The sequence below is a fragment of the Micromonospora musae genome, assembly GCF_003626635.1.
GTDB lineage: Bacteria > Actinomycetota > Actinomycetes > Mycobacteriales > Micromonosporaceae > Micromonospora > Micromonospora musae.
In genome coordinates this window covers 1-22,167 of record NZ_RAZT01000007.1, presented here as the reverse complement: position 1 = coordinate 22,167, position 22,167 = coordinate 1, and the positions used below count along the sequence as shown (strand labels likewise).

22 protein-coding genes are annotated in these 22,167 nt (G+C 72.7%); 12 read left to right on the top strand and 10 right to left on the bottom strand.

Features of this window, described 5'->3' with window-relative positions; all coding sequences use genetic code 11:
* The first annotated feature begins 132 nt into the window (after positions 1-132).
* Entirely contained in the window at positions 133-489 is a 357-nt protein-coding gene (locus D7044_RS14690; RefSeq protein ID WP_120673782.1) for an STAS domain-containing protein, read from the top strand.
* Between the two features lie 10 nt (positions 490-499).
* On the opposite strand, the gene D7044_RS14685 is transcribed toward D7044_RS14690, so the two are convergent.
* On the bottom strand, positions 500-1,783 hold the full coding sequence (locus D7044_RS14685) for an MFS transporter (RefSeq protein WP_120689288.1): 1,284 nt from the start codon (positions 1,781-1,783) through the stop codon (positions 500-502).
* 50 nt (positions 1,784-1,833) lie between these two features.
* Here D7044_RS14685 and D7044_RS14680 point away from each other — a divergent pair, with 50 nt between their 5' ends.
* The 4 genes from D7044_RS14680 (at position 1,834) to D7044_RS14665 (ending at position 3,780) form a co-directional block, all read left to right on the top strand.
* A complete protein-coding gene (locus tag D7044_RS14680) occupies positions 1,834-2,517 on the top strand; it encodes a FadR/GntR family transcriptional regulator (protein ID WP_120673784.1) in 684 nt (227 codons plus the stop codon).
* A gap of 39 nt (positions 2,518-2,556) precedes the next feature.
* A complete protein-coding gene (gene mscL / locus D7044_RS14675; RefSeq protein WP_120689287.1) occupies positions 2,557-3,015 on the top strand; it encodes a large conductance mechanosensitive channel protein MscL in 459 nt (152 codons plus the stop codon).
* Between the two features lie 81 nt (positions 3,016-3,096).
* Positions 3,097-3,348 carry a hypothetical protein gene (locus D7044_RS14670; RefSeq protein ID WP_120689286.1) on the top strand — a complete coding sequence of 84 codons (252 nt, stop codon included), beginning with the start codon at positions 3,097-3,099 and terminating at the stop codon, positions 3,346-3,348.
* A gap of 63 nt (positions 3,349-3,411) precedes the next feature.
* Positions 3,412-3,780 (top strand): hypothetical protein, encoded by a 369-nt coding sequence (locus tag D7044_RS14665; protein WP_120673787.1) that lies wholly within the window; start codon positions 3,412-3,414, stop codon positions 3,778-3,780.
* A 12-nt stretch (positions 3,781-3,792) separates the two neighbouring features.
* Here the strand turns inward: D7044_RS14665 and D7044_RS14660 are convergent, their stop codons facing one another.
* Positions 3,793-5,007, bottom strand: coding sequence for a benzoate/H(+) symporter BenE family transporter (locus D7044_RS14660; RefSeq protein ID WP_120689285.1), 1,215 nt, complete (start codon positions 5,005-5,007; stop codon positions 3,793-3,795).
* Positions 5,008-5,065: 58 nt separating this feature from the next.
* Here D7044_RS14660 and D7044_RS14655 point away from each other — a divergent pair, with 58 nt between their 5' ends.
* Positions 5,066-5,623: a helix-turn-helix domain-containing protein gene (locus D7044_RS14655; protein ID WP_233562890.1), complete on the top strand. Its 558-nt coding sequence runs from the start codon at positions 5,066-5,068 to the stop codon at positions 5,621-5,623.
* A gap of 64 nt (positions 5,624-5,687) precedes the next feature.
* Here D7044_RS14655 and D7044_RS14650 read toward each other — a convergent pair whose 3' ends face one another.
* Positions 5,688-6,785, bottom strand: a complete 1,098-nt coding sequence (locus D7044_RS14650) for a response regulator transcription factor (protein WP_120689284.1) — start codon at positions 6,783-6,785, stop codon at positions 5,688-5,690.
* Positions 6,786-6,847: 62 nt separating this feature from the next.
* Here D7044_RS14650 and D7044_RS14645 point away from each other — a divergent pair, with 62 nt between their 5' ends.
* From D7044_RS14645 to D7044_RS14635, 3 genes are all read left to right on the top strand, one after another.
* Positions 6,848-7,570 carry a PP2C family protein-serine/threonine phosphatase gene (locus tag D7044_RS14645; RefSeq protein ID WP_120689283.1) on the top strand — a complete coding sequence of 241 codons (723 nt, stop codon included), beginning with the start codon at positions 6,848-6,850 and terminating at the stop codon, positions 7,568-7,570.
* Positions 7,570-8,769 (top strand): GNAT family N-acetyltransferase, encoded by a 1,200-nt coding sequence (locus tag D7044_RS14640; RefSeq protein ID WP_120689282.1) that lies wholly within the window; start codon positions 7,570-7,572, stop codon positions 8,767-8,769. The genes D7044_RS14645 and D7044_RS14640 overlap by 1 nt, the downstream gene beginning before the upstream one ends.
* A gap of 132 nt (positions 8,770-8,901) precedes the next feature.
* On the top strand, positions 8,902-10,059 hold the full coding sequence (locus tag D7044_RS14635) for a hypothetical protein (RefSeq protein WP_120689281.1): 1,158 nt from the start codon (positions 8,902-8,904) through the stop codon (positions 10,057-10,059).
* Positions 10,060-10,200: 141 nt separating this feature from the next.
* Here the strand turns inward: D7044_RS14635 and D7044_RS14630 are convergent, their stop codons facing one another.
* Positions 10,201-11,283 carry an NAD-dependent epimerase/dehydratase family protein gene (locus D7044_RS14630; protein WP_120689280.1) on the bottom strand — a complete coding sequence of 361 codons (1,083 nt, stop codon included), beginning with the start codon at positions 11,281-11,283 and terminating at the stop codon, positions 10,201-10,203.
* Positions 11,284-11,376: 93 nt separating this feature from the next.
* A complete protein-coding gene (locus D7044_RS14625) occupies positions 11,377-12,021 on the bottom strand; it encodes a TetR/AcrR family transcriptional regulator (protein WP_120689279.1) in 645 nt (214 codons plus the stop codon).
* 50 nt (positions 12,022-12,071) lie between these two features.
* On the opposite strand from D7044_RS14625, the gene D7044_RS14620 reads away from it, so the two are divergent.
* The gene (locus D7044_RS14620) at positions 12,072-13,001 is read left to right on the top strand and encodes an NADP-dependent oxidoreductase (protein ID WP_120689278.1); all 930 of its coding nucleotides are present in this window, start codon (positions 12,072-12,074) and stop codon (positions 12,999-13,001) included.
* A 43-nt stretch (positions 13,002-13,044) separates the two neighbouring features.
* Here the strand turns inward: D7044_RS14620 and D7044_RS14615 are convergent, their stop codons facing one another.
* Positions 13,045-13,593: an RNA polymerase sigma factor gene (locus D7044_RS14615; RefSeq protein WP_120689277.1), complete on the bottom strand. Its 549-nt coding sequence runs from the start codon at positions 13,591-13,593 to the stop codon at positions 13,045-13,047.
* A 55-nt stretch (positions 13,594-13,648) separates the two neighbouring features.
* Between D7044_RS14615 and D7044_RS14610 the strand changes: the two genes are divergently transcribed.
* Complete coding sequence (locus tag D7044_RS14610) at positions 13,649-15,094, top strand: serine/threonine-protein kinase (RefSeq protein WP_120689447.1); 1,446 nt, start codon at positions 13,649-13,651, stop codon at positions 15,092-15,094.
* A gap of 56 nt (positions 15,095-15,150) precedes the next feature.
* Here the strand turns inward: D7044_RS14610 and D7044_RS32150 are convergent, their stop codons facing one another.
* On the bottom strand, positions 15,151-15,939 hold the full coding sequence (locus D7044_RS32150) for a hypothetical protein (RefSeq protein ID WP_147434669.1): 789 nt from the start codon (positions 15,937-15,939) through the stop codon (positions 15,151-15,153).
* A 216-nt stretch (positions 15,940-16,155) separates the two neighbouring features.
* Here D7044_RS32150 and D7044_RS14595 point away from each other — a divergent pair, with 216 nt between their 5' ends.
* On the top strand, positions 16,156-19,287 hold the full coding sequence (locus D7044_RS14595) for a BTAD domain-containing putative transcriptional regulator (RefSeq protein ID WP_120673796.1): 3,132 nt from the start codon (positions 16,156-16,158) through the stop codon (positions 19,285-19,287).
* 3 nt (positions 19,288-19,290) lie between these two features.
* Here the strand turns inward: D7044_RS14595 and D7044_RS14590 are convergent, their stop codons facing one another.
* The 3 genes from D7044_RS14590 to D7044_RS14580 form a co-directional block, all read right to left on the bottom strand.
* Positions 19,291-20,127, bottom strand: a complete 837-nt coding sequence (locus D7044_RS14590; protein ID WP_120689274.1) for a DUF4097 family beta strand repeat-containing protein — start codon at positions 20,125-20,127, stop codon at positions 19,291-19,293.
* Between the two features lie 88 nt (positions 20,128-20,215).
* Positions 20,216-20,956, bottom strand: a complete 741-nt coding sequence (locus D7044_RS14585) for an ABC transporter permease (protein ID WP_120673798.1) — start codon at positions 20,954-20,956, stop codon at positions 20,216-20,218.
* A complete protein-coding gene (locus D7044_RS14580) occupies positions 20,956-21,900 on the bottom strand; it encodes an ATP-binding cassette domain-containing protein (protein WP_120673799.1) in 945 nt (314 codons plus the stop codon). The genes D7044_RS14585 and D7044_RS14580 overlap by 1 nt, the downstream gene beginning before the upstream one ends.
* Positions 21,901-22,167: the final 267 nt, after the last annotated feature.

Sequence of the window (22,167 nt, the reverse complement as noted above, 5' to 3'; positions counted from 1 at the left end):
TCTATCACCGGAACCTGCCCAACTACTTGCCGCAAGGCAACGGAATGATGATGGCCACCAGATGGCCGCGCCCGTTCTGCGCACGGCCAGGATCGTGGGATACCGTTCCACCGATAACAGGAGGTCTGGCGAATGTCCCTGACGGTGCAGACGGAACAACGCGGCGACGTGGTCGTCGTGTCGGTCGCGGGCGAGTTGGACATGGCGACCGCACCGCAGCTGCAGGACCAGATCACCGACCTGCTCGACAAGGGGCGCAGCCGTCTGGTGTTCGACCTGGCGGAGGTCTCGTTCTGCGACTCCACCGGGCTGTCGGTGTTCGTACGGGCCAAGAACAGCAGCGACGAGGTCGGGGGCGTGGTCCGGCTGGCCGCGCCTCAGCGGGGCGTGCTGCGCATCCTCGAGGTCAGCGGCCTGGTCGAGGTGCTCCAGACGTACCCGACGGTCGACCAGGCGGTCGCCGGGGATCCGACGCCCGCCTCCTCCTGACCGCTCTCGTTCATCGCTCGTCCTCGACGTGCCGGGGACGAGCGATGATCATGCCTGCGGCCGTCTGCACGACGAGCGCGACCGCCAGGAAGCCGATCGGCACGGTCCAGCCCCCGGTCGCCTGGTAGAGAATGCCGACCAGCAGCGGGCCGATGGCCGCGATCAGGTAGCCGGTGCTCTGGGTGAACGCGGAGAGCGCCACCGTCCCCTCCGTCGTCCGGGCCCGCATCCCGATGATCGCCAGCGCCAGCGGAAACGCGCTCTGCCCGATCGCCAGCAGCACCACCCAGAGCAGCGCGCCGCGGTGCGGCGCCAGCGCCACGCCGACGTAGGCGATCGCCATCGCGGCGGAGAGCGCCAGCATCAGCGGGCGCAGTGAGCGGAGCCGACCGGCGAAGGTCGGCATGAGCAGCGCGATCGGCACACCGAGCGCGGTCACCCCGGCGAGCAGCAGACCGGCCTGCTCCGGCTGGAAACCGGCGTCGCGGAAGAGCTGGGCCAGCCAGCCCATGATCGCGTACGCGCTGAGCGACTGCGTCCCGAAGTAGACGGCCATGGCCCAGCCGAGCCGGGTTCGCGCCGGGCGGACCCGGGCCGGGGTGGGCTCGGTCGTGGTGGCGGCCCGCCGGGTCGTGCCGCGCCGCAGCGCCAGGGGCAGCCACGGGAGTACGGCCACCGCGGCCAGCCCGGCCCAGACGGCGAGCCCGGCCCGCCAGGAGCCCAGCAGGTGGGCGATCGGCACGGTGGTCGCGGCGGCGGTCGCCGCGCCGGCGGTGAGCGTCATCGAGTACGCCCCCGTGACCAGCCCGATCCGGTGCGGGAAGTACTGCTTGACCAGCAGCGGCAGCAGTACGTTCGCCACCGCCACCCCGGCGAGCGCGGCGGCGCTGCCGACGAGGAAGACCACCGTGGAGGTGGTGCCGACCCGGACCAGCTGCCCGGCGGCGAGCAGCACCATCGCCGCCGCCAGCAGTCTCGGGGGCGAGTAGCGCCGGACCAGCCGGGGGGTGAGCGCGCCGAAGACGCCGAAGGCGATGGCGGGCAGGGTGGTGATGACGCCGGCCATCGCCCCGGAGAGCCCCATACCGTCGCGGACCTCGTCGAGCAGGGCGCCCAGGCTGGTGATCGCGGCGCGCAGGTTGAGCGCGACGAGCAGCATCCCGACCAGCACCAGGGCGGCGCCGGCCATCGGGCCGCTCGGCCGGGTCGGCGTCGAGCGCGGGCCGGCCGGCGCGGTGTCGGCGGGAACGACTGTCGGCTCGGCGGTGCTGGTAGGGGGTGGTGGCGGAGTCATACCGTCGAACCTACAATCATGGGATGAATTTCGGGCCGGTGATGTAACCAGTGCCACGGTCGGCGAATTCCCCACCGCCGCCCCCGCGCGGGCAGCGGATACGCGAGACGATCGCCCAGCTCAGGGAGCGGATCCTGGCCGGCGAGTGGCCGGTCGGCAGCCGCATCCCCACCGAGCCGCAGTTGGTCGCGGCGCTCGGGGTCGGGCGCAACACGGTCCGCGAGGCGGTCCGGGCGCTCCAGCACGCCGGTGTGCTCGAGTGCCGGCAGGGCTCCGGGACGTACGTGGTCTCGACCGACGAACTCGCTCCCGTGGTGGCCCGTCAGCTCACCGGCGACCGGGTGACCGAGGTGATCGAGGTCCGCCGCGCCTTCGAGGTGGAGGCCGCCCGGCTCGCCGCGCTCCGGCGTACGCCCGAGGATCTGGTCGCCCTCGACGACGCGCTCGCGGCCCGCGAGGCGGCGTGGCACGGCGGCCGGGCCGACGAGTTCGTGGAGGCCGACGTCGTGCTGCACACGGCGGTGATCGCCGCCGCGCACAACCGTCTGCTCGCCGAGCTGTACGCCTCGTTCGGCGCCGCACTGCGCAGCAGCCTCGTCGAGACGATGGGCGGGGCGCTCACGGCGGAGCAGTACATCGACCACGCCCGCATGGTGGAGGCCATCCGGGCCGGTGATCCGGAGCGGGCGGCCCGCGAGGCCGGGGCTTACCTGGAGGCAGCGCCCAGGGCTTAGGTTGTCCCGGACGGAAAACCGGACAGCGCGGGAGTACGGATGCTCAAGGGCTTCAAAGACTTCATCATGCGGGGCAACGTCGTCGACCTGGCGGTCGGCGTCGTCATCGGCGCCGCGTTCACCGGCGTGGTGACCGCCTTCACCACCTCGTTCCTGAAGCCGATCATCAAGTTCGTGGGCGGTGGCGAGGATCAGTTCGCCGGCGCCTGGGAGATCAGCAAGGGCAATTTCGTCACCTGGGCGGATTTCCTCAATGCCCTGATTACGTTCTTGCTCACCGCTGCGGTGCTCTACTTCCTCGTGGTGTTTCCCATGAACAAGCTGGCCGAGCGACGGCGGCGGGGCGAGGAGCCGCCGCCGGCCGCGCCCAGCGAGGAGGTCAAGCTGCTCACCGAGATCCGTGACGCGCTGGTCGCGGCGGGTCACCGGACGCCCGCGCAGCAGCGCGGCGCGCTCGACGACGTGCTCGGCCGGCAGGAACCGCCCACCGCGCGCTGAACCCGGCAGCGGCACATCGGCCCCCACGGGATCCCCGTGGGGGCCGCACATTCTCGTACGTATGTTCGATAGAGTCCGCGCATGGAGCAGCGGAAGCACTGGTGGAACGGGAAATGGGGGCGGCTGGCGCGGCGGGACGTGTTCCTCCGCGTGGACGGCGACCGGTGGCACATCGAGCAGCGGGCCGGCGGCGCCGAGGGGGTCTCCCGTTTCTACGAGTACGACAGTGCCGACGAGGCCGAGGCGACGGTCCGCGCGCTGCTCGAAGGGGCGGACGGCTGGCGGGAGTTGTCGCCCCGCCCGCCGGGTGGTTGGGGGGCGTCGAACGGCTGACCCGCACGGCGGGTCGGCCCGGGGCGGCGTTTAGCGTCGCGCCGCCCCGGGAACCGCGTCGGAATGAGGCAGCAGGGCGACCAGCAGACCATTTCCCGGATCACCACCGGGATGCCGGTGATCGACGCCGACGGAGTCGAGATCGGCACGGTGGATCTCGTCCAACGGGGTGACCCGAACGCGGTGACGGTGCAGGCGCCGACCGCCGACCCGGGCAGCAGCCTGGACGAGCTGATCGAGTCGACCGCGGTCGAGGAGCCGGGTGTTCCGGCGGATCTCGCCGCCCGCCTGCTGCACGGCGGATACCTGAAGGTGAGCGGCGGGCTCGCCGACCTCGGGGCGGTCTACGTACCCGCCGACTGGATCGCCACCGTCGCCGACGGCCGGGTACGCCTCGACGTGCCCGCCGCCGACCTGCCCGCCGAGGAGTGACCGGCCGCCGGATCAGCGCCGGGTCAACGCCGGTTCGGCCTCCGGTGCCGGAGCTGGCTCGGCCCGGCGGCGGCGGAAGAGCAGCAGCATCAGGCAGCCCGCGACCAGGCCCCAGAATGCGCCGCCGACGCCGAGCAGGGTCACCCCGGAGGCGGTGACCACGAAGGTGACCACGGCGGCCTCGCGCCGCTCCGGCTCGGCCACGGCCGAGGTCACCGCCGAGGTCAGCGCGGTGGCCAGCGCGCCGAGCAGCGCCAGCCCGGCGACCGCCTCGATCAGCACCGGTGGCGCGATCGCCACCAGCGCGGTCGCCGCCCCGGCGCCCAGCCCGAGCAGGGCGAGCCCGATCCCCGCCGTCACCGAGGCGATCCAGCGCCGGTCCGGGTCCGGATGGGCGTCCGGACCGGCGGCAAGCGCGGCGGTGATCGCGGCGAGGTTCACCCCGTGGCCGCCGGCCGGGGCGGCGAGCAGACCGGCGACGCCGGTGGCCCGCAGCGCGGCGGTGAACGGCGGGCGGTAGCCGTAGCCGACCAGCACCGCCATGCCGGGCACGTTCTGCGCGGCCATGGTGACCAGGAAGAGCGGTAGCGCGACCCCGATCAGGGCCGGCACGTTCCAGGAGGGCGGAGTCAGCTCGACCACGGGGCGCAGCCCGACCGCGCCGAGGCCGGCGCCGGCCGAGGTCGACGCGAGCGCCACCACCGCGACCACCAGCGCTCCGGGCACCGCCCAGGGGCGGGCGTACCGGTGCAGCAGCAGCCAGGCGACGACGACCGGACCGGCCAGCCGGGGCACCTCGACCAGGGCGCGTACCGGCGCCACGCAGAGCGGCAGCAGCACCCCGGCGAGCATCGCGCCGGCGATCGGCTTCGGGATGGCCGCCACCGCTCGACCGAGCGGCGGGACCAGCCCGGCCGCCACGATCAGCACGCCGGAGACGAGGAAGGCCCCGACGGCGGCGGGCCAGCCGCCGGGGAGCGGCCCGGTGGCGACCAGCAACGCCGCGCCCGGGGTGGACCAGGCGACGCTCATCGGTATCCGGTGGCGCAGGCCGAGCCAGGCGGCGGCGAGCCCGGACGCCACGCAGAGCGCCAGCAGCCCCGAGGCGGCCTGGCCGGTGTCAGCCCCGACCGCTCGCAGGCCGGCCAGCACGACGGTGAACGAACTGGCGAAGCCGACCAGCGCGGTGACCACGCCCGCCAGCACCGGTTGGAGTCGTCCCGCCACACCGCCTCCTCGTAAGCCGTTCCGTTTACGGAACGATGGTTTGTAGCACCATAGCGGGGTGCCCCAGCCACCACCAGGCCGCCGCCGGCTCGACGCCGACCCGAGCATGATCGGTGCCCGGGTACGCGGCCTGCGCGAGGAGAAGGGCATCTCGCTCTCCGCCCTGGCCCGGCTCGCCGGCGTGGGCAAGGCGACCCTCTCCGGGCTGGAGAACGGCGTCCGCAATCCCACGCTGGAGACGCTCTACGCGATCACCGCCCAGCTCGGCGTGCCGCTGACCGCGGTGCTCGCCGAACCGGCCGCGACGCCGACCGTGCACGGCGCGGCGGTACACGCCACCCTGCTGGAGGTCTTCACCGACACCGACGCGACCTACGAGCTCTACCGGATGCGGGTCCGCCCGGGGACCGGTCAGCTCTCCCCGGCGCACCAGCCCGGCGTCACCGAGCACGTCACGGTCTTCTCCGGGGTGCTGCGGGCCGGGCCGGCCGACGCGCCGTCGACCGCCCCCGCCGGCGGGTACCTGCGCTGGGTCTCCGACGTGCCGCATAGCTACGCGGCGGTCGGGGACGAGGAGGTCGACGCGAGCCTGCTGCTGCGCTACCCACGTCGCTGAGCGCCGCGCGCCGGCTCAGCGCTCGACGGGCGCGAGCACCCGCCGCTGAGCGCCGCGCGCCGGCTCAGCGCTCGACGGGCACGGGCACCGGAAGCCGCCGCTGTACGGCCCAGAGCGCGACCTCCGTCCGGGAGGCCGCCCCGGTCTTGCGCAGCAGATTGGACACGTGCACGGTGACGGTGCGCACGGAGATGCCGAGCGCCTTCGCGACCTGCTTGTTCGACATCCCGGCGACCAGGCAGCCGAGCACCTCGACCTCCCGACCGGTCAGCTCCGCCTCCCGTACGCCGGACGTCGCGACCGGATGGCCGGCCCGGAGCGCGGGCCGAGCCGACTCCGCCGCGCGGCGGGAGCCCGCCGAACGGGTCGACTGCCGAGGAGCGGGGGTGGGCAGCGGCCGGATCAGCGCCTCCAGCGGGTGACCGGCGTGCGCGGCGAGCAACTCCGTCAACGCGAACGGGTTGCCGCCGGTCCGCCGCCAGACCGCGCTCACCAGCCGCCCGGACGGGCGCGCACCGGGGTACACCTGGCTCAGCACCTCGGCGACCTCGGCGGCCCGCAGCGGCCCGAGGTGCTGGCGCACGACGCCGCGTACGCCGCAGAGCCGGGACAGCGCGCGGACCGCGAGATCCGGCGCGACGGCCTCCCCGGCGGGCCGGGTGGCGACCACGAGCAGCGCGGGCAGCTCGGCGGCGGTGGCCAGCTCGCCGATCAGGTTCAGGCTCGCCGGGTCGAGCGCGTGCAGATCCTCCACCACCAGCACGGCCGGTCCGGCGCCCACGAGCAGCCGCACCGTCCGGACGGCGAGACGCAGCAGGGCGCCGGGGGTGTACCGCTCCCGCGGCGAGGTCGGATGCTGGGCCAACCAGGCCAGCGCGTCCGGCGGCAGGTCGAGATCGCTGGTGTCCCGTCCGCTGAGCACCGCCGCCAGCCAGTCGTACGGGGCGGGGCTGTGCACCCGCGCGGCGCCGGAGAGCACCACCGCCGGACGCGGGGTCAGCGCCTCCAGGGCCGCGGCGACGAGCAGGCTCTTGCCCACTCCGGCGTCTCCGGTGACCACCGCCACGGTCGGTGCCGCCCGCCGCCCGGCAACCACCAAGGACCAGGCCCGGTCGAACTCGGCCAGCTCACTGGCCCGTCCGACCAGGGACACCGGCATCATTCCTCAACCCTACGCAGTAGTGCGTAGAGACGCGGGCGGGGTGTTCTTGGCAAGCTAAGCGCATGACGCTCATCCTCCGCTCGGCCATCCTCAACGACATCGGCCTGGTCCGGACCAACAACGAGGACTCCGCCCTCGCCGGTGACCGGCTGGTCGCCGTCGCAGACGGCATGGGCGGCCTGCCCGCGGGGGAGGTGGCGAGCGAGATCGTCATCCGGATCCTGGACGAGTTGGCCCCGCCGACCGAGCCGGAGGCGGCCACGGACGCGCTGCGGGCCGTGGTGAGCACCGCCAACCAGCGCATTCACGCGGCCATCACCGTCGACCCGGCCCGCGACGGCATGGGTACGACGTTGACTGCCGCCCTGCTCGCCGGTGACACGCTGGTGCTGGCGCAGGTCGGTGACTCGCGCTGCTACCTGCTGCGGGACAACAAGCTGACGCAGCTCACCCGGGACGACACGTTCGTGCAGGCGCTGGTCGACCAAGGGGCGCTCACCCCCGACCAGGCCCGGCACCATCCGCAGCGGTCCCTGGTGACGCGCGCGGTGCAGGGCGCGGACAGTCCACCCACGATCGGCACGCTCACCGTCCAGGCCGGTGACCGGCTGCTGCTCTGCAGCGACGGCCTCTCCGACTACGTGGAGAAGGAGGCGATCGCGGTGGCCCTCGGCGCGTACGGCGACCGGCAGCTCTGCGGTGAGCAGCTGGTCAAGCTCGCCCACCAGGCCGGCGCGCCGGACAACGTGACAGTGGTGGTCTCCGACGTCACCCTGGTGGCCTGATGGGAACCGTCCGCCGGATCAGCTCCGAGGAGCGTCTGACCACCAGCTTCGTGCTCAGCGCGTACGCCTTCGAGCCGTCGCCCTCGCGCCGGGTCGACGAGTTCCCCCGCTACCTGCCCTACCACGAGGGCAACCGGACGCTGATCGTCGAGGCGGAGGGGGAGACCCTGGCCGCCGCCACCAGCATCCCGATGCGGCAGAACCTGCGCGGCGCGGTGCTGCCGATGGCCGGCGTCGCCGGGGTGGCGACCCACCCGCTGGCCCGCCGGCAGGGGCACGTCCGGACGCTGCTGCACCAACTCCTCGACGAGGTGCGCGAGGAGGGGCATGCGCTCACCGCGCTCTACCCGTTCCGCCCCAGCTTCTACGCCCGCTTCGGCTACGTCGGGCTGCCCAAGCCGCGCACGGTCACCTTCTCCCCCGCCGACCTGGCCCCACTGCTCCGCGCCGACCTGCCCGGCGAGGTGGGTTGGGAGCGGATCGGCACCGGCTACCCGGCGTGGCGCGAGTTCACCGAACGCTGCCTGCGGGAGCGGCACGGTTTCGCGGTCTTCCCCGACTACCGGGACGTACGGCTGCGCGACGACGACGACCGGTGGCTGCTCACCGCCCGCGTCGACGGGGCACTGACCGGGGCGGTGACGTACCGGATCGACGACCACGGTGGCGAGTTGGTCGCCGACGACCTGCTCTTCACCGACCCGTACGCCCGGTCGCTGCTGTTGCAGTTCTTCGCCCGGCACGTCGACCAGGTGGAGCGGGTCAGCCTCCGGCTGGCCGCCGACGAGCTGCCGGAGCTCTGGCTCACCGACCTGGCCGTGCACGTGCAGGCGCTGACGGCCCGGCCGGGTTCCTCGGCCCCGATGGGCCGCCTGCTCACGCTGGACGCGCTGGCCGGGCTGCCGGCCGGTCCGGGGCGGGTCCGCGTCGAGCTGACCGACGACCGCTGGCTCGCGGGCACGCACCTGCTCGACGGCACCACCGGCTCGCTGGAGCTGCGCGGCGGTACGGCCACCGCCACCTCCACCTCCGTGCCGGCGGCCACGCTCACCGCGGCCGGGCTCTCCGCGCTGGCGTACGGGGTGCTCGACCCGATCGAGGTGCAGCTGCGCGGGCTCGGGCAGGTGCGGGCCGACGCCGCCGCCGAGCTGCGCCGGATCTTCCCGCGCCAGGTGCCGTACCTCTTCGCCGACTTCTGAGGGCTCCGGCCAGGTCCCAATCCGCGGCCGCGCCCGGCACGGCTGCGTACGTCCTCTCCGGAGGGCGGGCGGCTCGTCGTCCCCCGGCATCGCCGGGCCGCGGCCCGCTGGAACAGCCCCTAGCATCGTGGCGTGCGCACCGGACCCCTCCTCGCCCTCCTCGCCGCCGGCCTCGTCGCCCTCTCCGCCTGCGGCACGGCCGGTCCGGCGCCGACGACGCCGGTCACCCCGTCGGCCGACGCCGGGTCGCCGACCGCCCCGCAGCAGGTGGCCCCGGCCGCCCGGACCGGCTTCGGCGGCCCGAGTCCGTCTCCGTCGAAGCCGCCCACCACGTTGCTCCGGGCCGGGAACGCGAAGGGGCACGCGCCGGTGCCGGCCGAGGCACGGGCGGTGGACACCTCGAAGCCGACCCGCACGATCGGCAGCGGAACCCCGGTGAGCTGCACCTCCGCCGCCGTGGTGAAGGCCGTCGCGGCGGGCGGCGTGATCACCTTCGACTGCGGACCGGACCCGGTGACGATCCGGATGGCCGCCACGGCGAAGGTGCGCAACGCCAACGGGCCGAAGGTGGTGCTGGACGGCGGCGGCAAGGTCACCCTCAGCGGTCAGGGCAAGCGGCGGATCCTCTACATGAACACCTGCGACCAGGCGCAGGGCTGGACCACCTCGCACTGCCAGAACCAGGACCACCCGCAGCTCACCCTGCAGAACATCACCTTCGCCGACGGCAACTCCACCGGTGAGCAGGGCGAGGGGGGCGGGGGTGGCGCGGTCTTCGTCCGCGGCGGGCGGGTGAAGGTGGTCAACGCCAAGTTCGTCCGCAACCGCTGCGACCGCACCGGGCCGGATCTGGGCGGTGCCGCCCTGCGGGTGCTGAGCCAGTACGAGAACAAGCCGGTGTACGTCGTGAGCAGCACCTTCGATCGCGGTTCCTGCTCGAACGGCGGGGCGTTGAGCAGCATCGGCGTCTCGTGGACGGTGCTGAACAGCCTCTTCACCGGCAACGAGGCGGTCGGCAGCGGCGCCAACCCGGCGAAGTCCGGTACGCCCGGCGGCGGCAGCGGCGGCGCGATCTACTGCGACGGCAACCGCTTCACGGTCAGGATCGCCGGCACGGTGATCGAGGACAACGAGGCGAACGAGGGCGGCGGCGCGATCTTCTTCGTGAGCAACGACCGTACGGGCACGATGACCATCGAGAACTCGACGCTGCGCCGCAACCGCAGTGGCCAGTTCGAGACGCCCGGCCACCCCGGCATCTTCTTCCTAGGCGCCCACCTAACCTCCTAACCCCACCCCACCCCGGCCCGGCCCGGCCCGGCCCGGTGATCATGAGGTTATTGCCCGTTCCATCGGCGTGTCGCGACGCTGACTTCATGATCACGGGGCTGGGACCTCGGCCGGGGCTGGGACCCCGGGGGGGGGGGAGGGTCAGTAGGGGTTGTGGTGGCCGGCGGGGGTGCCGCGGAGGAGGGCGGCCAGACGCCCGGGAAGCTCAGGCGCGGCGGACATCGGCGGGCTGGAGGTATGGGCGCGTTCCGCCATCCCGGTGAAGAGCTCCCGCAGGGCGGTGAGCGCGTCGACCCGTGGCCGCCAGCCCAGCTCGCTCTCGGCACGCTCGCTCGACAGCAGCGGCACACTCAGCGCCAGCTGCACCCAGCCGGCGTCGATCGGCTGCAGGCGCGCGTACCAGGTCAGCCGGGCGGCAGCGCGCAGCACCGGGGCGGCCACCGGCACCGTCCAACCGTGGAAGTGCCGGGCCACCAGCTCCGGAGTCAGCACCGGGTCCGCGGCCAGGTTGAAGGCGCCGCGCGCGTCACCGAGAAGCACCCGGGCGTACGCCTCGGCGACGTCATCGGTCTGCACCGCCTGCATCCGCAGCCGGCGATGGGTGGGCACCAGCGGGATCCGGTTGAACCGGAGCAGCTGGACCGGCACCAGCGGCCCCAGGAAGTAGCGGCTGATCTCGGTGGCCGCGTCCCGTTGGAAGTTCAGCCCGGGGCGCATCCGCACCACCCGCAGCTCCGGGTGCTCCCGCTCGGCCACGTCGAGCAGCGCCTCCACCTCCGCCTTGTCCCGGCTGTACGACGACTCGGGCACCCCCGTCGCCGGCCAACGCTCGCTCACCGGGTGGTCCTTCGGGCCGGCCGCGTAGACACCTACCGACGACGCGTACACCAGGGCCGGCACCTTGGCCCGGACCACCGCGTCGATCACCGCCCGGCTGCCGCCCACGTTGGTCCGGTGCAGCACCCGCTGGTCGTGGCTGGGCTGGATCTGCCAGGCCAGGTGCACCACCGCCCCGGCGCCGGCGAACACCTCGGCGAGCTGGTCGGCCGCGCCGGGCATCCCGATGTCGCAGGAGTGCCACTCCACCTGGTCGTACGGCTCCCCCGAGTCCGGCCCGGGCATCCGGCGGGCGACCCCGGCCAGCTCCACGTTCCGCTCCCGGCGTAGCCGGCGCAGCAGCGCCGTCCCGGCATTGCCGCTGGCCCCGACCACCACGATCCGCATGCCCGCCCCGTACCCGCCCAGACCGCCCCTATACGTGCGGTTCTCCGCCTCCCCCGGCTTCGGTCGACTCGGCCTGCGGGTGAGAGCGCCCCGCTAGCTCGTTCGCTCGGGACCCGCCGAGGCCGGAGGCGTCAACCCGGCCAGCGGCGGGAGCGGAGAGGCGTCCGGGGAGGCGCGGAACGCCTGGATGGCGAGCGCGGCGAAGCGCCGGGAAGCCGTGATCCGGGCGGCCGGTGAGGTGGCCCGGATGCCACTGTTGGCCATCAGCACGAGGAGCACGTCGTCCAGGACGAAGTCGGGGCGCAGCCGGCCGGCGGCCATGGCGCGGCGGGCCAGTTCAGCGATACCGGTGAGCGCGTATTCGCGGCGCGCCTCGAAATCCACGGCTTTGGGAAAGGCCGCGACAAAGGCGGCGGTGAAGCCGTGGTCCCGCGCGTGCAGTTCACACATTCTCTCGATCACAAGACAGAAACCGTGCCACGGATCCGGGTCGGCGAGCCCCTCGTCGACGATGTCGTGGCACGCGTGCATCTGCTCGGTGAATGCCTCGGTGACCAGCATCTCCTTCGTCGGAAAGCGGCGGTACAGGGTCGCCGGGGCGACCCCCGCACGCCGGGCGATCTGCCGCATCGGAGCGTTCACACCTTCGGCGGCGAAGACCGCCCGGGCCGCCTCGATGATGCGCTCGCGATTGCCCAGAGCGTCGGAGCGCAGGGGGTGAGGCAAACCGTCGGTCACCACTCTCACTTTAGCCAGGCGGAGGGTTTTGCCGATTAGCGTCCGCGGGCATGAGAGCGCTGCAATTTCCCGAGTACGGTCCCGCGAGTGTGCTCAAGGTCGGCGAGATGCCGGAGCCGCACGCCGGGCCGGGTCAGATCCGAGTGGCGGTTCGGGCGTCGGGCGTCAATCCGGCCGACACGTACGTCCGGGCCGGCCGGTTCCGCGAGTGGATCCCGCTACCCCTGCCGCACGTGCCCGGCGTCGACGCGGCCGGTGTGGTGGACGAGGTGGGTGCCGGGGTCACCACGGTTCGAGTGGGCGACGAGGTCTTCGGGGTCACCGATTACGCGCAGATGGGCGGGGCGAACGCCGAATACGCGGTCCTGGCCGCATGGGCGCCGAAGCCTGCCGCGTTGAGCTGGGAGCAGGCCGGCGGCGCGGCCGGCAACATCGAGACGGCCACTCGGGTGCTCGACCGGCTGGGCGTCGAACCCGGCACCGTGCTGCTGATCGAGGGCGCGGCCGGCGGCGTCGGCACGACCGCGATCCAACTCGCGGTCGCTCGCGGCGCGACGGTCATCGGCACTGCCGGCGAGCACAACCACGAGTTCATCACCGCGCTCGGGGCAATACCGACCACCTACGGCCCCGGGCTGGCCGAACGGGTCAAGGCGCTGGTGCCCGGCGGGGTGGACGTCGTACTCGACGGTGCCGGCTCCGGGTCGCTGCCCGACCTGGTCGGCCTGGTCGCGAGCCCGGAGCGGGTGGTGAGCATCGCCGACGCCAACGCCGCCGCGTACGGCGTGCACTGGTCGCGCGGCTCCGGTCCCGGCGCGGACGTACCGGCGCTCGACGGAATCGCCGCCGCCGGTGCACTCGCCGAGCAGGGTCGCTTCACGGTGCCGATCGCCGCCGTCTTCTCCCTCGACGAGGGGGCCGCCGCGCACGAGTTGAGCGAGTCCCGCCACGCACGGGGCAAGATCGTGCTGACGCCGTAGCGCCGCCCGTGAGCCTCCGCCCGGTCGGCTGCCGACCGGGCGGTCACCCGGGCTGCAGCGAGCGACGGACGTGCCTGCGCGCGTGGTGGATCCGGGACTTCAACGTGCCGACGGGAATCTCCAACTGCCGCGCGATCTCCGGGTAGTCGAGCTGGCATAGATCGCGGAGGACCAGCGGAGCGACCAACTCGGGACGGTGTGCCTCCAGCCGCTCCAGCGCGTCGAGCAGGTCGAGCCGTGAGCCGGCGATGACGCTCGTCCGCCGGGGGTCCACCACCTCGACCGGCAGCTTGGAACCGGCCTGCTCGGCCGCGCGCCTCCGCAACGAGCGGTAGGTCTGACGTGCACAGTTCGCGGTGACCACGTGCAGCCAGGTGGAGAAGCGGGAACGCCCCTCGAAGCTGGTGATTCTCCGGGCCACCTGCAACAACGCATCCTGGCACGCTTCCTCGGCATCCTGCCGGCACGGCAGGATGCGCGCGCATTGCCGGAGCACGTGGGGGCTGATCCGGGCCAAGAGCGCGTCGAGCGCCGCACCGTCACCGGTGACGGCGAGACGGGCCAGCTCCTCGGTCTGCGGATCGTCCGTCACCTGCGCCTCCGATCACCGCGCTGGGACTGTGCTGAGGACGTTATAGATTGTGTCGATGCCGCGCCAGATCGGCCGTTACCGCGTCACGAGCCGGCTGGGCTTCGGCGCCTTCGCCACGGTCTGGCTGGCCGAGGACGACGCACTGAAGTCGTCCGTGGCGATCAAGGTCCTGGCCGACAACTGGGCGCACCACGCCGACATTCGGGCTCGGTTCGAGCAGGAGGCGCGGATCATGCGTCGCGCCGACTCGGATCGGCTCGTACGGGTGCTGGACATCGGCGAGTTGCCCGACGGCCGGCCCTACCTCGTCATGACGTACGCAGCCGGCGGCACGTTGGCGGAGCGGCTCGGCGCCGGGCCGATGCGGATCCACCCCGCGTTGCGAACGGCGGCCGACATCGCGCGGAGCGTGGCGGTGCTGCACGGGATCGGTGTCCTGCACCGGGATCTGAAACCGTCGAACGTGCTCTTCGACGGCGAGCGGGTGCTGGTGGCCGACCTCGGCCTGGCCAAGGCCATCGCGCAGGCCTCGGGCTTCACGGTCGTGGCCGGCACTCCCGGCTACATGGCGCCCGAGCAGGCCCGGCCCGGCGGTGGTCTCGATGTCCGTGCCGACGTGTACGCGATCGGGGCGCTGGCCTACCACATGCTCACCGGACGAGCCCCCGGCGTCGGCGAGCACGGCGCTGGCAGTTCCGGCAGCGGGTCCGCGCTCCGGCCGTCGAAACTCCGTCCCGGCGTACCGGCACACGTCGACAAGGTCGTACTCCGGGCGCTGCACCGGGATCCGGAGCGGCGTTGGCCCTCCGCCTCGGCCTTCGCCGAAGCACTGGACGAGGCCGCTGACCGCGCCCCGGAGCCCGGCGGACCGGTTCGCACCAAGGATTCGGCCAAGGCAGGCCGCAGGATTCGTAGCGCCGGTCGGATGGCCGTGGCCGCGAGCGCCCTCGCCGCCGTGCTCACCCTCGCCGACTCGTCCGGGCCCGTCGGATCCACCGCTCCGGGCTGGGTGCGGGTCTCCGACGCCTCCGGCGATCTCACGATCGCGGTCCCCGCCGGCTGGGCGCAGCAGCTGAAGGACGCCGGCTGGGATCCGGCGAGGGTACGTCTCCCGTCCGGTCAGGCACCCGGCCTCCTCGTCGGTCCGGACCTCGCCGCGTGGCCGGACCCCGCAAGCCGGGTGCCCGGGGTGTTCGCCGGCGCCAGCAGATCGCTCGGTTCGGGGCAGCCCGCACCGGCGCTGCCGGCTCATGCGGACTGCACCGCGCACCCAGCCCGCCCGGTTGCGATCGGCGACCTGACGGGCTGGGTGCGACGGTGGGTCGGATGCGGCGGTACGCCGATCTCGTTCAGCGAGGTGCTGCTGGCTCCGGCCCATGACGGCTACGGGATCTACGTCCAGATCAAGCAGGTGGATCGGACCGACCGGACCGACTGGATCCTGGAGAGCCTGCGGGTGAGGGGTTCGCTCGCGCCACAAGCCACCGGCCGCGGACGGTGACCGCCGATCTGCGCGGAACGACGTCTCCGAGATCGCGACGCGGGCGCCGACCCTGATCAGAATTGCTCCCACGGGCCGTACATGCCGGCCTGCCGGTACCGCCGGTTCTCCGTCTTCCCGTCGAGCCGCTTGACGGTGGTCACGACCGTCTGTCCCGCGAGCCGGTACGAGGTGAAGGTCATCATCTTGTCGCCGGCCGCGCTGGGAGCGTCGCCTCTGATGACCGGCCACGCCTCCAGGGTCTGACCGTCGGATCCGAGCTGGACCGGCACGAGCGCCTGTTGCCGGGCGGCGCCGGGGTTGCCGAGTTCGACGAGCACGAGCGCATCCTCCCGGGACTGCGCATTCGCGGGTTCCTCGACGAGGAACTCCCCGTAGACCGGTCGTGCCCCGCCGGGCAAAATGCGGCAGGGGATGTCGTGGCCGTTCGACCCGTCGCGGAACGCGACGACGTCGTCCGACTCACCGCAGAAGGGCAACAGCCGCACGTTGGCGTTGCGCCAGTGCGTCTCGCGGATCACGCTCCCTGGGCCACCGCCCGGCCGCCCCGAGGTGGCAGTCGCGGTGGGCGCGGTCGGCTTGGGCGACTTGGGCGGCTTGGGCGGCTTGGTCGACGCCGTCGGCTCGGCCGGCGTAACCGACGGCGTGGCGGAAGCGATGGGGCTGACGTCGGCCTCGGGCGAGCCGACAGGCGCGGCTTCTCCAGGATGCCGCTCGGTCGAGCTGCATCCGGCCGTGACCGCGAGGGCGAGGAGGACGCCCAACAGGCGATTGGTTCGCATGAGAAACCTTCCGTGGAAGTGGCTGTCCTGGGTTGAGATGCGCCGTCCCCCGCTCCAGTTCACGGCGAAGTGTCAGGTTGCCGACCGACGAGCGCCGACCCTGTCATGCGCTGCCACGGCCCCGGTCGAGTCGGGCCGCCCGACTGATACCCCCTGCGGCGAAGCCGTCGGCGCCCGAGGCATGCTCGGGCGGCTGCGGTGACGACCATCGGTGGCCCTGCGAAGGCGGCCCCGAAACGGGCGGCCGGCGCGGCCGGGCCACCGTGGGAGAATCAGCGCGTGCAGGTCGGGATGCTGGGATCATTCGAGGTTCGCACGAACGACGGCAGCACCGCCGACGTGCCCGGCGCCCGGTTACGCGCACTGCTGATCGCCCTGGCCCTCGAACCGGGCCGCACCGTTCCGAAGTCGATGCTCGTCGACTGGATCTGGGGCAAGAACCCGCCCGCCGACGCGGCGAACGCCCTGCAACGTCTGGCTTCCCGGCTGCGGAAGGCGCTGCCCGGTGGGGTTGTCGAGGGGCAGCCGGGTGGCTACCGGCTGACGGTGGAGCCCGACGACGTCGACGCTCTCCGGTTCGAACGTCTCCTCGGTCGGGCCCGCCAGGAGGAGGGTCTCCAGCGTGTACGGCTGCTGCGCGAAGCCCTCGGCCTGTGGCGCGGTGCAGCCCTGCACGATGTGGGCTTGGAGGAGAGCGACGCGTTCGACGCGGCGGTGACCCGACTCGACGGGCTGCGCCTGACGGCGATGGAGGATCGCTTCGAGGCGGAGGTCGCGCTCGGCAACGGCGCGCAGGTGGTCGCGGAGCTGACCGACGCGGTCACCGCGAATCCGCTGCGGGAACCGCTGGTCGCGGCGCTGATGCGGGCCCTGGTGGCGGCCGGCCGCGACTCCGAGGCCCTGCTCACCTACGAACGGACGAGGGAGGCGCTCTCCGACTCGCTGGGCGTCGACCCGTCGCCGGAGCTGTCGGCCCTGCACGTCGCGTTGCTGCGGGGCGAGCTGGGGCGACGAGAGGAGAGCCGGCAGACCAACGTGCGTGCCGAACTCACCAGCTTCGTCGGCCGGGACGCCGAGGTCGCCGCCGTACGCGAGTTGGTGGCGGAGCATCGGCTCACCACCTTGATCGGGCCGGGCGGTTCGGGCAAGACCAGACTGGCCACGGAGACCGCGCGCACGCTGGTCGGTGACCTGCCGGACGGAGTCTGGTTGGTGGAGCTCGCCGCCGTCGGCGCCGACGGCGTCGCGCAGGCGACGCTCACCGGGCTCGGGCTCCGGGACGCCCTGCTCGGCGCGGGTTCGGGCGCCGACCCGGCGGACGGGCTCATCGCCGCGATCCGCGAGCGGGAGGCGCTGCTGATCCTCGACAACTGTGAGCATGTGATCGAGGCGGCGGCGAGGTTCGCCGAACGGGTGCTCGGGGAGTGCCGGCGGCTGCGGATCCTGGCGACGAGCAGGGAGCCGCTCGGCATAACCGGTGAGGCGCTGTGGCTGGTCGAGCCGCTGGCCGTGCCGGCCGACGCGGACCCTGCCGAGATCGCGTCCTCGCCGGCCGTCCGCCTGCTCCGCGACCGGGCGGGCGCCGTGCGCCGGGACCTCGGCGTCGACGAGCAGACCCTGTCGACGATGGTGCGCGTCTGCCGGGCGCTGGACGGGATGCCGCTGGCGATCGAACTCGCCGCCGCCCGGCTGCGCACCATGAGCATCGAGCAGCTCGCCAACCGGCTCGACGACCGGTTCCGCCTGCTGACCAGCGGCAGCCGTACCGCCCTGCCGCGGCACAAGACGCTGCGCGCGGTGGTCGACTGGAGCTGGGAGTTGCTCACCGACGCCGAGCGGACGGCGCTGCGCCGGCTGTCGGTCTTCTTCGGAGGGGCGAGCCTGGAGGCGGCCGAACGGGTCTGCGCCGGCGACCTCGTCGAGCAGGATGAGGTGCTGGAGTTGGTCACCTCGCTGGCCGAGAAGTCCCTTCTGGTGACCGAGGGCGAGGGCACGCCGCGCTACCGGATGCTCGGCACGATCAAGGAGTACGCCGCGGATCGGCTCGCCGAAGCCGGCGAATCGGAGCTGACCCGGCGGGCGCATCTCGCCTACTTCACCGAGCTCACCGAGGCCGCGGAGCCGCATCTGCGCCGCGCCGAGCAGCTGGTCTGGCTCGCCACGCTCGAGGCCGAGCACGACAACATCGCCGCCGCGCTGCGGGGGGCGATCACGGCCGGCGACGCGCAGGCCGCGATGCGGCTCGCGGCGGCCACCGGGTGGTACTGGTGGCTCGGCGGGCGCCGGGCCGAGGGGCTCGACCTGATGATCGCGGCCACCGAGGTTCCCGGCGAGGTGACCGACGACGTCCGGGCCATGGCGTACGGGCTGGTGGTGCTCTTCGTGACCTCCGGGCGGGGCGACGAGCACCAGGGCGCCGAGTGGATCCACAAGGCGTACCGGTTCAGCCAGCAGAGCCGGCACCGCAATCCGCTGCTGGGGCTGGTCAACCCGCTGGAGCGGATGCTGCGGGAGCCGGAGTCTGCGGTCTCCGCGTTCGAGTCGTTGCTGGAGAGCGAGGACCCGTGGGTACGCGCCCTGGCCCGTTGGCAGAGCGGGAAGATGCGGATCCTGCTCGGCCGGGGCGGCTCGGAGGCGGAGGCCAACCTGGAGCTGGCGCTCACCGAGTTCCGGACGCTCGGCGAGCGGTTCGGCATGTTCCTGGCCCTCTCCGAGCTGGCGGGCCAACTCGCGCAGCGCGGCGAGTTCGCCGGCGCGTGTGAGCACTACGAAGCGGCGATCGCGGTCGTCACCGAGGTCGGCGCCGTCGAGGATGTCATCCAGCTCCGCACCCAGCAGGCCCTGCTGTACTGGCAGTGGGGTGATCGGGAGGCCGGTGCGGCTGCCCTCGCCGAGGCCGAGCGGCGCGCCGAAGGGGTCACCTGGCCGCATGCGCTGGTCGAGCTGGCGCTCGCCAAGGCGGAGCTCGCGCGGTGGGACGGCGACACAGCGGAGGCGCGCCACCAACTCGGGGTCGCGACGGCTCTCCTGGGTGAAGACGCGGAGCAGGCGCACATCCGCGCGCTCATCCACGACCGGCTCGGCTACCTGACCGACGACCTCCGCGAGGTCCGTTCGCACCGGGTGGCGGCCTGGCAGGCGGCGTCCGAGGCGGGACAACCTTTCCTGATCGCCCAGATGCTCGTCGGTGTCGCGGACCTGGCGCTGCGGCACGACCGGTACGAGCTGGCCGCGCGGCTGCTGGCCGCCAGCGTCGGGGTGCGCGGCCTGCCGGATCGTGCTCATCCGGATGCCGGTCGGGTGGAGACGGAAACGCGGCGTCACCTCGGCGAAGCACGGTTCGCCGAGGTGACGCAGGAGGGCGGGGGTTCGAGCCCGGTCGAGCTGGTCGAGGTCGCGCTCGCGCTGTGAGCTTCAGCTCGCCGCGCGCTGGATGATGATGTCGCCGTGCCGGGTGCGGGCGTGGACGAAGACCTCGTCGTCGGACGGGTCGGGGTTCCCGGCCGGCGTGACGGAGTCGCGTACCGAAGCACGTTCGCTGTCGACGTCGATCCGGGCGGTGGCGTGCCGGCCGATGCCGACTTCGATGTTTCCCGAGCCGTTCATCAACTTCGCGTGACCGTTCGCCATCCGGCCGATCCGGATGGCGCCGCTGGCCGTCGTGGCGGTGACGCTGCCGTCGGCGCGGTCGACGTCGAAGTCGCAGCTGGCGCTGCTGAGGGAGAGGTCGGCCCGGGCATGACCGATCCAGGCGTGGCCGCCGGAGTTCGAGAGCCGCACGGTGCCGTCGGCCGCACCGACCCGCATCGTGAACGCACCGCCGTCGATGCTGGCCCGACCGGCGATGTGGCCGACCGCGACCTGACCGGACGCGATGTTCGCCTCCAGGGCGTCGACGCGATCCAGCTCGACCCGTCCTGAGGCCATCCGCAGCTCGCACGCGCCGAACGGGCCGACCGTGTGCACGTCCGAGTGCGCCAGGTAAGCGGCCAGGTCGGAGCCGGCGGGCAGGTCGATCGTGATGACGACCGACCCGGCCTTCTCCCCGGCGGCCCTCGTCTTGACCGACAGGTGACCGTCGGCGAAGTCGACCTCGGTCTTCTCGGCCACCCGGACGTCCTTCCGGCTCGCCTCGTCGATGGGCTCGACCAGTACCACCGTGTCGGTCCGGTCGCTCGCGGTGACCCGTACCTGAGCGCCGGCGACCTCCACCGTGGCGGCGATGGGCCCGGACGTGGCGTATGTGGGCATGACAGCTTCTCCTTCTGCTCGCGGCGGCCGGTGCGACGCTCTGGTCGGTCAGGCACGCTTCGGTCGGTCGGTCGCGCTCTCTGGCCGGTCAGGCGCGCTTCTTGAAGGTGGAGAGCGACCAGACGTATCCGATCAGGGCGATCCCGACGCACCAGGCGACGGCGACCATCACGCTGCTGGTGTCGGGTTCGCCGGTCAGCAGCCCGCGCACCGTCTCGATGATCGGGGTGAAGGGCTGGTACTCGGCGAACTGCCGCACGCCGGGGCCCATCGTCTCGGCGGGCACGATCGCGCTGCTCAGGAAGGGCAGCATGATCAGCGGCACGGAGACCATCCCCGCCGACTCCGGGGTCTTGGCCGACAGGCCCAGGGCGACGGTGAGCCAGGTGGTCGCGAAGGAGACCAGCACGAGGAAGCCGATCGCGCCGAGCCATTCGAGGGGACTCGCCGCCGGCCGGAAACCCAGCGCCAGGGCCACGCCGACGAGGCCGGCGATGGCGATCACGGTACGGAGCATGCTCTCGGCGACATGTGCGGTCAGTACGGCGCTGCGGGAGATGTCCATGACCTTGAACCGGTTGATGATCCCCTTCGTCATGTCGGAGTTCACCGCGAGCGCGGTGGCGCTCAACCCGTAGCAGATCGTCATCACGATCATGCCCGGGGTCGCGTAGTCGATGTAGTTCCCGGCGATGTCGAAGGCGCCGCCGATGACGTAGACGAAAATCAGCAGCAGGACGATCGGGAACAGGACCGCGTTGAACACGGTGACCGGGTTGCGGAGAGTGTGCTTGAAGTTGCGACCGAGCATGGTCGTCGCGCTGCTCATTATGCGTTCACCTTCGTGTTGGTACGACCGGTCAGGGCAAGGAAGACGTCGTCGAGGTCCGGCGTGTGCACCGAGAACTCCTCGACCTCGATGGAGTGCGCGTCGAGTTGGGCGAGCAGGGCGCGCAGCGAACTCGCGCCGCCGTCACCGGGAACCCGCAGGATCAGGTCCTCGTCGTCGTCCCGGGTGGAGTCGGGCAGGACCCGCATCGCCGCGTCGAGTTCGAGGTCGCCCGCGAACCGGAGCCGGACGTGCCCGCCGGGGACCAGCCGCTTGAGTTCGGCGGGGGTGCCCTGGGCGACCAGCCTGCCCTGGTCGAGCACCGCGATCCGGTCCGCGAGCCGATCGGCCTCCTCCAGGTACTGGGTGGTGAGGAAGATGGTCGTGCCCTCGGCCACCAGCCGGCGGATGATGTCCCACATCGTCCGGCGGCTACGCGGGTCCAGGCCCGTCGTCGGCTCGTCGAGGAAGATGATGCTGGGCTTGCCGACCAGGGTCATCGCCAGATCCAGCTTCCGGCGCATACCCCCGGAGTAGCTCGCCGCCTGCTTCTGCGCCGACTCCGTCAGGTCGAACCGCTCCAGCAGGTCGGCGACGACCCGCTTGCTCTCCCCCGAGCCCAACCGCTTGAGGTCCGCCATCAGCTGCAGGTTCTCCCGGCCCGTCAGCAGCTCGTCCACCGCGGCGAACTGGCCGGTGACCCCGATGGCCGCCCGTACCGCCTTGGTCTCGGTCGCCACGTCGTGGCCCGCGACCCGTACCGTGCCGCCGTCGGCCTTCATCAACGTGCTCAGCACGTTGACAGTCGTCGTCTTGCCCGCCCCGTTCGGGCCGAGCAGCGAGAAGATCGTGCCGGTGGCGACGTCGAGATCGATGCCGTCGAGAACGACCTTGTCCTTGTACGCCTTCCGCAGCCCCGTGGCCGCGATCGCTGAACTCGTCATGCGACTACCTTCAGCGCCCGGCCTGCCACCCCCCTGACACCGCCCTGACACGGCACCTGACACCACGACCGGGCTGCCCGTCCGGACCTTCAACCGGAGGTCATCGGGCTAGCGTCGGGCTAGCGCGAGGTCCGTGCGACCGCCCTAGGCAGTGTCTTCAAAGGATCTTGGTGTCGGATGATGTAGCGCGTGGGTCGTCGCTACGAGTTGTCTGACGTCGAGTGGGAAGCGCTGTCGCGGTATCTGCCGTCGGCGGTGACCGGTGGT